This is a genomic window from Tardiphaga sp. (assembly GCF_025356345.1).
Classification (GTDB): domain Bacteria; phylum Pseudomonadota; class Alphaproteobacteria; order Rhizobiales; family Xanthobacteraceae; genus Tardiphaga.
The window spans coordinates 1-11,618 of record NZ_JANXTC010000230.1; the positions used below are offsets into that span (position 1 = coordinate 1).

Below are 11,618 nucleotides of genomic sequence, written 5' to 3' on the forward strand. Positions count from 1 at the left end.
TGGTCGCTCCAGTCCAGCCCGGCCTGCGAAATCCGGATCGCCAGCGCGACTTTCTTGGCCTTCTGGCGGCGCGCCTCCACTTCCTTCAACGAACTCTCGACCTGCTCGCGGCGCGAGCGTTGCGACCGGTCGGTCGGACGCGCTACCGGTTCGGAGCGCGCGACCGAAGCGCGACGTTGATCGGCCTTTCGTTCGCCGGAAAGCATCGGATAGATAAAGACCCAGGCCACCCCGCCGACGGCGGTGAAGGCGAGAAAGGCCAAAGCGAGCGCCTGCATATTCATCGGTCGCTCCTCAGTTGACTTCGACGATTTCGGCGGCATCGAGTGCCGCTGCGAGGCGCTTTTCTTCGCCATAATAGCGTGCACGATCCCAGAACCGCGGCCGGCCGATACCGGTTGAGCGGTGCCGACCGATAATGTTGCCGTTGGCATCCTCGCCGACCATGTCGTAGATGAACAGATCCTGGGTAATGATGGTGTCGCCTTCCATGCCCATCACCTCGGTGATGTGGGTGATGCGGCGCGAGCCGTCGCGCAGCCGCGCGGCCTGCACCACGACGTCGATCGACGCGCAGATCATTTCACGGATGGTTCGCGACGGCAGCGAGAAGCCGCCCATCGTGATCATGGATTCGCAGCGCGACAGCGCCTCGCGCGGGTTGTTGGCGTGCAGCGTGCCCATCGAGCCGTCATGGCCGGTGTTCATGGCCTGCAACAGATCGAAGGCTTCGGGTCCGCGGACTTCGCCGACAATGATGCGTTCAGGCCGCATACGCAGGCAGTTGCGCACCAGTTCGCGCATCGTCACCTGGCCTTCGCCCTCGATGTTGGGTGGCCGGGTTTCCAGCCGCACCACATGGGGCTGCTGAAGTTGCAGTTCAGCGGCGTCTTCGCAGGTGATAATACGCTCGTCGTCGTCGATGTATTGCGTCAGACAGTTCAGCAGCGTGGTCTTGCCAGAGCCGGTACCGCCGGAGATCAGGACGTTGGCGCGGCAGCGGCCGATGATCTGCAGGATGGTGGCGCCTTCCGGCGAAATCGCGCCAAACTTGATCAGTTGGTCGAGCGTCAGCTTGTCCTTCTTGAATTTTCGAATGGTCAGCGCCGGGCCGTCGATCGCCAGCGGTGGCACGATGGCGTTGACGCGTGAGCCGTCGGCGAGGCGGGCGTCGCAGATCGGAGAGGATTCATCGACGCGGCGGCCGACCTGGCTGACGATGCGCTGGCAGATGTTCAGCAGTTGCTGGTTGTCACGGAAGCGAATTCCGGTCTTCTGGATCCGGCCCGCGACTTCGATGAACACCGTGCCGGCGCCGTTGACCATGATATCGGAGATGTCGTCGCGCGACAGCAACGGCTCCAGCGGGCCGTAGCCGAGCACGTCGTTGCAGATATCGTCGAGCAGTTCTTCCTGCTCGGCAATCGACATCACGATGTTCTTGATCGCGATGATCTCATTGACGATGTCGCGGATTTCCTCGCGCGCGGATTCGCCGTCGAGCTTGGCGAGCTGCGTCAGATCGATGGCCTCGATCAACGCGCCGAAGATCGTCGCCTTGACCTGGTAATAGGTGTCCGAGCGCCGTTCGGCGGCCGTCGGTGCCGGCGCCGCCGACTTGGCGGGGGCCAGCGGCGGCGACGATACCGTCGGGGCAGCGCTCGAAAGCGTCGTGCCGGAAGATGGTTCCGGCCCGTTGGCGGGCATGGTGGCCCGCATCTCAATATCTGCTCCGCTACGCTTACCGAACACGACGTTACTCCCTGCGGTGTCTTACTTGGACCGCAGCTTCTCGAGAAATGGCGACAGGAAGGAGGCCTTTGGCTTCTTGGTTTCGCCGCGGCCTGTCAGCCGTTGTGCGATCTGCAGGAAGATCTCCGTGGTGCGATGGTTGGCGTTGATTTCCGCGATCATCTGACCGTTGTTGGCAGCGGAGCCGAACATCTGCGGATCGAACGGAATCGACGCCAGCGGCGGGCATTCGATCGCCTTGGCGAATTCGCTCGAACTGATCTCCGGCCGTTTCGGCACGCCCACCTGGTTGAGGCAATACAACGGCGCGCGATCGTTCGGTCGCGCCGCCTTGATCAGGTCGTACATGTTCTTGGTGTTGCGCAGATTGGCAAGGTCAGGCGCCGCCACGATCAGAATGTCGTCGGCGCCGATCAGTGCCCGCCTGGTCCAGCCCGACCATTGGTGCGGAACGTCGAGCACGATGCACGGCATGGTCGCGCGCAGCGTGTCGAAGATCGAATCGAACGCTTCCGCGCCAAAATCATAGACCCGTTCCAGCGTCGCCGGCGCGGCCAGCAGGCTGAGGTGGTCGGTGCATTTCGACAGCAACCGGTCGATGAAGGCGGTGTCGACGCGGTCCGGCGAGAACACCGCGTCGGCGATGCCCTGCGGGGGATCCTGGTTGTAATCCAGGCCCGCGGTACCGAAGGCGAGATCGAGGTCGGCGACCACCGAGTCCAGCGCGAGGTCGCGGGCGATCGCCCAGGCAACGTTATGAGCGATCGTCGAGGCGCCGACGCCGCCCTTGGCACCCACCACGGCGATGATGCGGCCGACCGCCTTGGCTTCCGGCGCGGAGAACAATCCGCAGATCGAGCGTACCACGTCGATGGTGGAGACGGGCGCGATCACATAGTCGCTGACGCCGCGCCGCACCAATTCGCGGTACAGCGTGACGTCGTTGACCTTGCCGATCACCACGACGCGGGTGCCGGCGTCGCACACCGTGGCGAGTTGGTCGAGACCGGCAAGAATGTCGGTACGCGGTTCGGTTTCCAGAATGATGACGTTTGGCGTCGGCGCCGAGCGATAGGCTTCGGTAGCGGCTGCCATGCCGCCCATCTGCACCTTGATATGAGCCTTGTCGAGCCGGCGATCCTCGGCCGCTGACTGCACGGCCGCCGCCGTTTCCACGGATTCGCAAAAGGCCTGCACCGATACACGGGGCGCCGGTGCGATATGTTCATCCGTGGCTGACGAGGCCGTGGCGGCTGGATCTTCTGCCGTCTGACGCGCGTAACTGATCATTTGCCTACATCACTGAGTTTAGCCTTGTCGGCTTCCGGATAGGTCGTGGCGGTTGTGGTACCCTTGCGATACTTCTCGAACGCGGCGTTGCGTCGCGCCGTATAGGCTGGCGTCTCCGGCCGCGGCTGCACCAGATCCGATGGATTGTCGATCATCGCGGCCAGGTTGTGCTGGTTGGCGCAGCCGAAATTCCAGTACGGCTTGTTGTCGACGTAGCCCTTGTTCTTGATCGATGGTCCAAGATCATCCGGCCAGGTGCCGCACGGACCGGCATCGGCGACAATGCGCGGATATTTTAGCCGGATGGTAGCGAACAGGCGGGGATCCTCGGGCCGATATTGACGGACGACGACACCGCGTGGCGGAACGCCCAGCGCGGCGAGGATCGACTGGACTTCGCGCAGCGAGTCGGCGGCCGCGTGGGCGTTCGGCGTATTGACCGGGACCTCGGCGATGATGCTGCCGGTACCGTCGCGCAGCCAGGTCTGGCCGAGGCCGGCGACGTCGGCGCGCTGGGTGGCGGTGAGGCCGCCGCGCGACGAGCCGACGAAGATCTCGGTGGTCCGGCTCGACTCCTGGATCACGATCGGATGGCGGAGACGGTAATCGTCGGGAATGCTGGCGGTCACCGCTTCGCGATTGGAGTGGGTACAGGCGCCGAGCGCCAGCGTAATACCGGCAAGCGCCAACGCGAGGCGCAGGCTTCGTATCGGGTGAGCGGGTGAATGATTGGTCATGGTTCGATCCTTGTCCCGCATCAGTCCGTAATGAAGCCGTAGGTGCCGCGGTAATTGTTGCTTGGTGCGGGGCGGTTCGGAGCGCCGTAGATCCGGTTGATGCTGCCCAGCAGGTCGGCCTGCGGATCGGAGGCGGCGGCAAAGCCGTCATCCGGGCGCGACAGATCCTTCTCGGCAACGGCCCGGACAATGAACGGCGTCACGATCACCATCAGTTCGGTCTGATTGTTGACATAATCGCGACTGCGAAACAGCGTGCCGAGCACCGGCAGCTGGGAAAGTCCCGGCAGGCCGTTGACGGACAGCTTGGTCTGTTCCTGGATCAGGCCGGCCATCGCCATGGCGCCGCCGGATGGGATTTCCAGCGTGGTATCGGCGCGCCGGACCTTGACCGAAGGAACCGAAATTCCGCTGATGCTGATCGAATTGTCGGTGGAGATTTCCGAAACTTCCGTCATCACCTTCAGGCTGATGCGGCCTTCGGTGAGGACGACCGGCGTAAAGTTCAGCGAGATGCCGAATTTCTTGAACGAAATCGATGGCGCGCACTGTCCGACGGAGCCGGCCGCGGTGGTCTGACAGGTCACACCCGTCGGGATCGGAAATTCGCCGCCGGCGAGAAACGTCGCCGATTCCCCCGAGATGGCCGTCAGGTTCGGCTCGGCCAGCGTTCGCACGATGCCGGCGCCTTCCATGGCGCGCAGCGTCGCCGTCACCGACGGAATCGAGCCGCCGCCGAACGTGCCAACGGTGCTGCTATCGGTAAGCGGACGGCCCAAAGCCCCGAAAGGGTTAGTGTTGTTGAATTTCACCACCGAGGTGCCGTAGGTCATGCTGGCACTGAGATCGATGCCGAGCTGCTTGACGATGCTGCGCGATACTTCGGCGACGGTGACCTTGAGCAGCACCTGATCGCGACCGCGCACCGAGATGGTATTGATAACCTTGTCGGGACCACCGGCCAGCCGCGTGGCAATATCACCGGCCTGTTGCGCCTCGATCGGACTCGCCACCGAACCGGACAGCATGATGGCATCGCCGACGCCCTCGATGCGAATGTCGGCATTGGGCAGGGTCTGCTTCAGGATCGCCCGGGCACCGTTAAGGTCACGGGTCACCGCGATGTCGTAGGCCGCGATCTGCTGGCCATTGGCGTCGAAGAACACGATGTTGGTTTGGCCGACGGTGGCGCCGATGATGTAGGCGCGCTGCGCCGAACGTACCACCGCATTGGCGATCTTCGGGTCGGCGACCAGCACATCCTTGATGTCGCGCGGCAGGTCGATGACGATCGACTTGCCGATGCCGAGGGCGAGGAAGCGCGCGCCCATCTGGCCATCGGCGGACACCGGCGCCATGGCGCGGTCCGCCGCCAGCACCGGCGTCAACGCTGGGTTGATGGTCAATGCGGCGACCGCCGTAAATGACAGCGCGCGGACCAGGAAGGTCCGCATCGATCCGCTGCTAGTCATGCGCCTCATTGCCTGCGTCCTCATGGTCACTTCTGCGTCGTTGTCGTCGTCGGCACGCCGTAGCGAACCACGTTGATGCTGTCGCGCTTGGCGTTGCGGTCTTCGCTCTGAATTTCCGGCGCGTTGGCGTCGACCAGCGCGCGCAACGCCAGCGAGAGTGTGCCGGTCTGTCGCGACCGCGCCAGCATCTCGGCCTGCTCGGGCTTGAGCTCGAGCGTCGCGGTCTTGCCGATGACGGTGTTCTGACCGTCTTTTTCCTTCGGGGCCTGGTCGATCGCCAGCACGCGGATATTGCTCAAAATCACTTCGGAATTGACGACGTCGGTGCCGCCGCCGCGGTCGGTGCTTTTTTCGCGCTTGGACAGAATGACATCGACGCGGTCGTTGGGCAGAATAAATCCGCCTGCGCCGGTTTCAGGTGAAATTTCGGTCGAGACCGCGCGCATACCTGCCGGCAGCACCGCCGCCATGAAGCCTGAGCCATTGGTGCGAACCAGTTTTGGCTCGCGAATTGGCTCGCCGGCGATGAAGGGCGAGCGGGCGATTGAGCCCGCGATCTGGGTGGCCGCTTCGGGACGCTCGCTGCGGCGGATGACATTGGCGCTCGCCGCCGACACGGGCCACGACTGCCACTGTACATCGCCCGCGGCAAGCGATTGCCCCAGCGCGATATCGGCCTTGGCGACCAGAACTTCCATCGTCGGGAGCTGCACGATAGGCGCCGCAGGCGGCGGGCCCTGGTCCGAGCTGCTGGCCAGATACAGCGCGACGCCGCCGGCGCCGACTGCGATGGCGAGGACCACAATGCGTGCGGTGTTCATACGCTTCACTTTCCACATTACGCTGCGACGTTGCCGCCGCTGTAACGGGAGTTGAACAGCTATTCGTCAAAGCATGGTTAATGAGCGGTATCTAAATCACCTTAATGCGGTGATCAGGCGTCAGGGCAGCGCGAAGCGCGCGAGATCGACAGCCTTGATCCAGTCGGTTTCCGGATAAACGACGAGCGCGCCGAGCGCGAGCGCGATGCCATATGGAATTCCGGTTTCCTTGTGATGCAAACGCAGCAGCCAGGTCTGTCCAACCAGCGCGTAAGGCAGCGGCCACTGCCTGAATTGCAGCAACAGCAGCGTTAGCGCGCCGCCGAACAGCGAGGCATAGATGAGGTAATCGAGCAAATGTCCGAAACCGAACCACAGGCCGGCGGCCGCCGCGACCTTGGCATCTCCGCCGCCCACCCATCCAAATGCAAAACAGGCGAACGCGACCGTGAGCACGGCGAGGCCGGCCCCGGCATGGGTCATGAAGTCATGAAGTCCCATGCCGCTGAACAGCGCCAGCACGGCAAAGCCCGCGATCAGCAACAGCGAAACACGGTTGGAAATAGTCATCGTGAACAAGTCGCTTGCGGCCGCGAAAGCCATCAGCGCTGGAAAAAGCAGCAGGCGAACGATGTCGAGGATCATTGGCTTTACAGGCCCGTTGCGGCGACGACGCCAAAACTAGTCGGAAGAAATGAATATTCGGAAAACGGCGTATTCTTCACAGGCTGGCACATATCCGGAAAATCAGCAGCGCCAGTGCCAGCAGCAGGGCGGCGCAGACGACCCCGGCGGGTTCGCTGCCGGTAATACCGTTGACCGGCGGTTTTCGCGCGGCGCTACGCCCGGCGGAAAGGTCACTCATAGTCACGTGCCTTGCGGAAATGACAACTGCCCCGTGATGTGATCGCGGGCCGGAAACAAAAAAGGGCCCCGGCATGACCGGAGCCCCTTATGCAGAGAAACAATCGCTTACTTCAGCGAGGTGTTGATCTGACCGAACTTGCTGTTCAGCGTGGTGCCGAGGCCGTTAACCGCAGCGATGATAGCGAGCGAGATACCGGCGGCGATGAGGCCGTATTCAATCGCGGTAGCGCCGGACTCGTCTTTGACAAAGCGGGAAACAAGATTCTTCATAATATAAACTCCAACGCGTGGCTGTCGAAACTAGCTCTGGTCTCACCGGCGTTCTCAGCACCGTGACCATGGCATCAACGTAGGGTGCGACAATTGCAGCGCGGTTAATTCGATTGCATAAACTCGTATGCAGTTTTCGCTCTTTCGAGCACGGTAAACATCTACTTAAGAGCGCCGTTGACGGCGATGTGACCGTCGGCGACATATTCCAAACATGCAATTCATCGGTCCTTAAGTGTGAGGCGGTAACGCTGGCATCTTTGAGATATGAGGCTGTCATGAATAATTTGCCGATGGAAATTCTTGATATGTTTGGTCAAACCATCGCCAAGGTGGTTCCGATCACGTTGGTGCTGGCGCTGATATTCTCAGTGCTGTCCTATTTCTGGTCATGCAATCCTGGTAAGCCGTGGTGGCGCAAGGCCGAGCTCGTCACCGACATCTGCTACTGGTTCTTCGTACCGCTGGTCACCCGCGTGGTCCGGATCGGGCTTCTGGTGCTCGGCGCGGCGCTCGTCTTCAACATTCACGGCGCCGATGAACTGATCGCATTTTACGACAATGGTCACGGTCCGCTTTCGGAAATGCCGTTGTGGGCGCAGGCGGTCTTCTTCCTGGTCGCATCCGACTTCATGCTGTATTGGCTACATCGCATGTTTCATGGCGGTGGCTTCTGGAAATATCACGCCATCCATCATTCCTCAGAAGAGATAGAGTGGATCTCCGCGGCCCGCTTTCATCCGGTCAATCTGTTCCTCGGCACGGTGGCGGTTGACGTGGTGCTGCTAATGGCCGGCGTCTCCCCGAACATCATGCTGTGGGTTGGTCCCTTCACCACCTTCCACTCGGCCTTCGTACACGCCAACCTGAACTGGACGCTTGGCCCGTTGCGCTATGTGCTGGCGACCCCCGTATTCCATCGCTGGCACCACACCTCGCAGGAGCGCGGCGGCAACACCAACTTCGCTGGCACCTTTCCGGTCTGGGACATTCTGTTCGGGACGTTCCGGATGCCAGCCGGCGAGCTGCCGGATCATTACGGCGTCGACGGCGAGCCATTGCCGACTGAATTCAGCGGGCAGCTGGCCTATCCGTTCAAGCAATAGAGTCTGATCCGTCAGGGGTGAGACGAATATGATTTTGCCCGGACGTGGTGCGGCCTGGCAAAGCGGAGCTTCACGCGGCTCGTGCCGCTCCGCGGAGCGGGGACCTTGTCAAAGACCGGAGATTTTCAGGTCCCGGCTCCGCGGTGCGCTACGCCTCCTCGCGGAGGTGCGATGCACCGCTTCCGGAACACCATTATGGATGTGACGATAGTGGTACATGACACTACTGATCTAGCGCCCGTTTCCAGTTCCTTCATCAATTAATCCCATATTTGCCACGTCGGGCGCCGGCACCGCTGCGTATCTGCTTTTGTCGGCTTGTATCGTCCCGGAGTACATCATGTCGCTTCAGTTTCGGCGCACCCGCGTGCGCGTTTCGTTTTTGGCCCGCTCGTTCGCAGCCGTGGTCCTACTCTGTCCTGCGTCGGGATATTCCGCGCCCATGGACGACTTGATCGCCGTCAATGTCGACCAGGCCAAGCTCGTCAAATTTCCGGAGCGGATCGCGACTATCGTGGTCGGTAATCCCCTGATCGCGGATGTAACGCTGCAGCCCGGGGGGATCGTGATCGTCACCGGCAAGGGGTACGGCGCCACTAACGTGATCGCGATGGACCGCGGCGGCGCTATTTTGATGGACCGCATCATCCAGGTGGAGGGCCCCATTGACAAGGTGGTCACCATCTATCGCGGCGTTGATCGGGAATCCTACAGTTGCTCGCCAGTCTGCCAGCGCCGCGTGACGCTGGGCGATAGCGACGCATTCTTCTCGGCGACCATGGGCCAGGCGGGCTCGCTCAGTGGTCAGGCCTCGGGCGCCGCGGGCAAGGCCAATAATTGAGCCATTAGACGGTTTTCGCGCGCCAATCACGGGTTGCGATAACCATCATGGTTAGAGCGGGTTTAAGCTGGCGAACCAATTCGTACCTAATTACCGAAACACTTCGACAACCTGTTTGGCGTAGATTTGCGGTAGTTAATTCCCTGCCTGCAAGAGGCTGCTGATGTCGATACCATCCATCAACGGAACCACCGTCCGGCTGTTTCGGCGTAATCGCAAGGGATCGGCGGCTGTTGAATTCGCGCTGATTGCACCGGTCTTCTTCGCGCTCATCTTCGCGATTATCGAAACCGGAATGGTCTTCTTTGCCGGGCAGGTGCTGGAGACCGGCGTGCAGAATGGCGCCCGCCAATTTTATACCAGCCAGACGGTCACGCAAACGAGTCTGAACGCTGACCTTTGCAGCAGCGTCAATACGCTGATGGACTGTAGTCCGACCAAGCTTTGCCTCGACGTCCGGACCTTCGCCGCTGGCGCGGCCGTGGTACTTCCCAGCGTGGTGGATTCCTCGGGCACCTATAGTTGCGTTGTGCAGTTACCGTCGGCGGGCGATGTCAGCAGCACGGTTGTCGTCCGCGCATTTTATCAGTGGCCGTTGTTCGTGACCGGGCTCGGCTACAACATCGCCGATGTCCAGCGCGGCACCATCAACAGCAAGCGGTTGCTGGCGGCGGCTACAGCGATTCGTCCGCAGTGAGAAACAGGATTATGCGCAGCATCTCTAGATTCCCGGTTCGCCTTCGGCTTGTGCTCGCGCGGTGGCAACGCGACGATCGCGGTATCGCCGCGGTCGAGTTTGCGATGATCGTGCCGCTGATGATGCTGATGTTTTTCGGCATGATCGACGTATCATCCGGTCTTGGCATCGATCGCAAAGTGACGATGATCGCGCAGTCGCTGTCTGACCTGCCATCGCGATATATGTCGGTGACCGATACCGACATCGCCAATTTTTTCATCATCGGCAATGCGATGCTGACGCCCTATGCGACCGCGCCGCTGACCGCCACGATCAGCCAAGTCTACATTGATCCCGCGTCGGGTCTCGGCAAGGTGCAATGGAGCAAGGGTGGTGCGCTGCGAGGCTATGGCTCTTCTGTCACCGTGCCGACCGGCCTGATTGGTCGCGACTCTTCCAACGTCGTGCTGCCCAACCAGTATCTAATCCTGTCCGAGGTGAAGTATGTGTACACGCCGGTGATCGGCTATGTGATGCCAAAGGCGGGTGTCACCCTCATCGAGACGACCTATACCCGCCCGAGGTTGTCGACCTGCGTGATCTATTCGCCTGCGACCGCCTGCACTGCCCAGATCAGCTAGAGCCTGATTGGGAATCGTTGAACCGTGTCCCCGACGCGATGCATCACGCCGCCTTGGGCGTGGTGCTCCGCGGAGCGGGCCCTACCAAGCGCTGGCGGTGGCGATGAACCGGCCCTGCGAAACTGCGCTTTGGGCGGCATCGCGTCCGGATCAAGCGCGGCTCGGTTCAATCCGTCACCGTTTACGCCCTAAACCGGTCCGGTCCGCTGGGGGCTCCGATGACAAAAAGGCCGCGCTCGGAAGCGCGGCCTTTCGTATTGCGGTCGATGAAACCCGTCAGCTTGTGCCGACAGAATTCCGTTTAGCCGGCGGCGCGGAGATTGTCGGCCGAAGACTTGCCAGAGCGACGATCGGCAACGATTTCGTAGCTGATCTTCTGGCCTTCACGCAGGGTGCCAAGGCCGGCACGCTCGACGGCGCTGATGTGCACGAACACGTCATTGCCGCCGTCATCCGGCTGAATGAAGCCGAAGCCCTTGGTCGCGTTAAACCACTTCACAGTTCCCATGCTCACGGGGGTAGTCCCTTCTCAATAATATAGTAGTAGCCCGCGTTCATACGGGCTGGTGATATCGAATTTTTGGAAGGGTCGTCAGTCTAGACCGGCTGTACCGGGGGATAGATAATGTCGTCCGGCCGAAAATCGATTAGCTCATGTTAAGCGAAGCCGGTATCTAAGACAATCCTGACGCGCACGTTTTTTTGATAGTGCACGAACAGTAGTCTACAGCTTCGCCGCCGCGCGCAACTTGCATGTCGCGCGCGGTTCAATCGTTGTGCGGTGCAAGCCGGTCGTCGCGTGTCAGCGGCGACGGAACTGGCCGCGCGGCGGGGCGCCACGTGGGGGGCCGCCGCCGGGGCGTTCGTCCTTATGACGGAAGATCAGCCGGCCCTTTTCGAGATCGTAGGGCGACATCTCGATCGTCACGCGATCGCCTGCCAGGGTTTTGATGCGGTTCTTTTTCATCTTGCCCGCGGTGTAGGCAACGATTTCATGTCCCGCGTCCAGCTGCACGCGGTAGCGCGCATCCGGAAGGATTTCAGTCACCAGTCCTTCGAACTGGATCAGCTCTTCTTTGGCCATGTTTATCTCCAGATCGATCGAGGCTTAGCGCTGCGGTCGGTGGGTACGATTGGGTTGG

The 11,618-nt window shown here is 61.4% G+C and carries 14 protein-coding genes and 1 pseudogene; 4 read left to right on the forward strand and 11 right to left on the reverse strand.

Features of this window, described 5'->3' with window-relative positions; genetic code table 11:
• The 9 genes and pseudogenes from Q0S16_RS13930 to Q0S16_RS13970 all read right to left on the reverse strand — a co-directional run.
• Window positions 1-284, reverse strand: a pseudogene (locus tag Q0S16_RS13930) (pilus assembly protein); the annotation flags it as partial.
• Between the two features lie 10 nt (window positions 285-294).
• Window positions 295-1,752 carry a CpaF family protein gene (locus Q0S16_RS13935; RefSeq protein WP_295849184.1) on the reverse strand — a complete coding sequence of 486 codons (1,458 nt, stop codon included), beginning with the start codon at window positions 1,750-1,752 and terminating at the stop codon, window positions 295-297.
• 21 nt (window positions 1,753-1,773) lie between these two features.
• Window positions 1,774-3,042 (reverse strand): AAA family ATPase, encoded by a 1,269-nt coding sequence (locus tag Q0S16_RS13940; RefSeq protein WP_295849186.1) that lies wholly within the window; start codon window positions 3,040-3,042, stop codon window positions 1,774-1,776.
• Window positions 3,039-3,779, reverse strand: a complete 741-nt coding sequence (locus Q0S16_RS13945) for a CpaD family pilus assembly protein (protein WP_295849188.1) — start codon at window positions 3,777-3,779, stop codon at window positions 3,039-3,041. The genes Q0S16_RS13940 and Q0S16_RS13945 overlap by 4 nt, the downstream gene beginning before the upstream one ends.
• Before the next feature lie 20 nt (window positions 3,780-3,799).
• The gene (locus Q0S16_RS13950) at window positions 3,800-5,251 is read right to left on the reverse strand and encodes a type II and III secretion system protein family protein (RefSeq protein ID WP_295849190.1); all 1,452 of its coding nucleotides are present in this window, start codon (window positions 5,249-5,251) and stop codon (window positions 3,800-3,802) included.
• 26 nt (window positions 5,252-5,277) lie between these two features.
• Window positions 5,278-6,072, reverse strand: a complete 795-nt coding sequence (cpaB, locus tag Q0S16_RS13955) for a Flp pilus assembly protein CpaB (protein ID WP_295849191.1) — start codon at window positions 6,070-6,072, stop codon at window positions 5,278-5,280.
• Between the two features lie 120 nt (window positions 6,073-6,192).
• Complete coding sequence (locus tag Q0S16_RS13960) at window positions 6,193-6,717, reverse strand: prepilin peptidase (protein WP_295849192.1); 525 nt, start codon at window positions 6,715-6,717, stop codon at window positions 6,193-6,195.
• 76 nt (window positions 6,718-6,793) lie between these two features.
• Window positions 6,794-6,937, reverse strand: coding sequence for a hypothetical protein (locus Q0S16_RS13965; RefSeq protein WP_295849193.1), 144 nt, complete (start codon window positions 6,935-6,937; stop codon window positions 6,794-6,796).
• A gap of 107 nt (window positions 6,938-7,044) precedes the next feature.
• The gene (locus Q0S16_RS13970) at window positions 7,045-7,209 is read right to left on the reverse strand and encodes a Flp family type IVb pilin (protein WP_295849194.1); all 165 of its coding nucleotides are present in this window, start codon (window positions 7,207-7,209) and stop codon (window positions 7,045-7,047) included.
• 278 nt (window positions 7,210-7,487) lie between these two features.
• Between Q0S16_RS13970 and Q0S16_RS13975 the strand changes: the two genes are divergently transcribed.
• The 4 genes from Q0S16_RS13975 (at window position 7,488) to Q0S16_RS13990 (ending at window position 10,476) form a co-directional block, all read left to right on the forward strand.
• Window positions 7,488-8,315, forward strand: coding sequence for a sterol desaturase family protein (locus Q0S16_RS13975; RefSeq protein WP_295849196.1), 828 nt, complete (start codon window positions 7,488-7,490; stop codon window positions 8,313-8,315).
• 340 nt (window positions 8,316-8,655) lie between these two features.
• Window positions 8,656-9,156 (forward strand): pilus assembly protein N-terminal domain-containing protein, encoded by a 501-nt coding sequence (locus Q0S16_RS13980; protein ID WP_295849201.1) that lies wholly within the window; start codon window positions 8,656-8,658, stop codon window positions 9,154-9,156.
• Between the two features lie 163 nt (window positions 9,157-9,319).
• Complete coding sequence (locus tag Q0S16_RS13985) at window positions 9,320-9,853, forward strand: pilus assembly protein (protein WP_295849203.1); 534 nt, start codon at window positions 9,320-9,322, stop codon at window positions 9,851-9,853.
• Between the two features lie 11 nt (window positions 9,854-9,864).
• A complete protein-coding gene (locus Q0S16_RS13990) occupies window positions 9,865-10,476 on the forward strand; it encodes a pilus assembly protein (protein ID WP_295849205.1) in 612 nt (203 codons plus the stop codon).
• 301 nt (window positions 10,477-10,777) lie between these two features.
• Here Q0S16_RS13990 and Q0S16_RS13995 read toward each other — a convergent pair whose 3' ends face one another.
• Both Q0S16_RS13995 and infA read right to left on the reverse strand, forming a co-directional pair.
• The gene (locus Q0S16_RS13995; RefSeq protein WP_011474122.1) at window positions 10,778-10,990 is read right to left on the reverse strand and encodes a cold-shock protein; all 213 of its coding nucleotides are present in this window, start codon (window positions 10,988-10,990) and stop codon (window positions 10,778-10,780) included.
• A gap of 288 nt (window positions 10,991-11,278) precedes the next feature.
• Complete coding sequence (infA, locus tag Q0S16_RS14000) at window positions 11,279-11,560, reverse strand: translation initiation factor IF-1 (protein ID WP_011474121.1); 282 nt, start codon at window positions 11,558-11,560, stop codon at window positions 11,279-11,281.
• Window positions 11,561-11,618: the final 58 nt, after the last annotated feature.

Bases quoted from the DNA above. Each gene is read 5' to 3' on its own strand.
- Q0S16_RS13940 (WP_295849186.1), bottom strand. From the start codon at position 3,042: ATGATCAGTTACGCGCGTCAGACGGCAGAAGATCCAGCCGCCACGGCC.
- Q0S16_RS13945 (WP_295849188.1), bottom strand. From the start codon at position 3,779: ATGACCAATCATTCACCCGCTCACCCGATACGAAGCCTGCGCCTCGCG.
- Q0S16_RS13950 (WP_295849190.1), bottom strand. From the start codon at position 5,251: ATGACTAGCAGCGGATCGATGCGGACCTTCCTGGTCCGCGCGCTGTCA.
- cpaB (WP_295849191.1), bottom strand. From the start codon at position 6,072: ATGAACACCGCACGCATTGTGGTCCTCGCCATCGCAGTCGGCGCCGGC.
- Q0S16_RS13960 (WP_295849192.1), bottom strand. From the start codon at position 6,717: ATGATCCTCGACATCGTTCGCCTGCTGCTTTTTCCAGCGCTGATGGCT.
- Q0S16_RS13965 (WP_295849193.1), bottom strand. From the start codon at position 6,937: ATGAGTGACCTTTCCGCCGGGCGTAGCGCCGCGCGAAAACCGCCGGTC.
- Q0S16_RS13970 (WP_295849194.1), bottom strand. From the start codon at position 7,209: ATGAAGAATCTTGTTTCCCGCTTTGTCAAAGACGAGTCCGGCGCTACC.
- Q0S16_RS13975 (WP_295849196.1), top strand. From the start codon at position 7,488: ATGAATAATTTGCCGATGGAAATTCTTGATATGTTTGGTCAAACCATC.
- Q0S16_RS13980 (WP_295849201.1), top strand. From the start codon at position 8,656: ATGTCGCTTCAGTTTCGGCGCACCCGCGTGCGCGTTTCGTTTTTGGCC.
- Q0S16_RS13985 (WP_295849203.1), top strand. From the start codon at position 9,320: ATGTCGATACCATCCATCAACGGAACCACCGTCCGGCTGTTTCGGCGT.
- Q0S16_RS13990 (WP_295849205.1), top strand. From the start codon at position 9,865: ATGCGCAGCATCTCTAGATTCCCGGTTCGCCTTCGGCTTGTGCTCGCG.
- infA (WP_011474121.1), bottom strand. From the start codon at position 11,560: ATGGCCAAAGAAGAGCTGATCCAGTTCGAAGGACTGGTGACTGAAATC.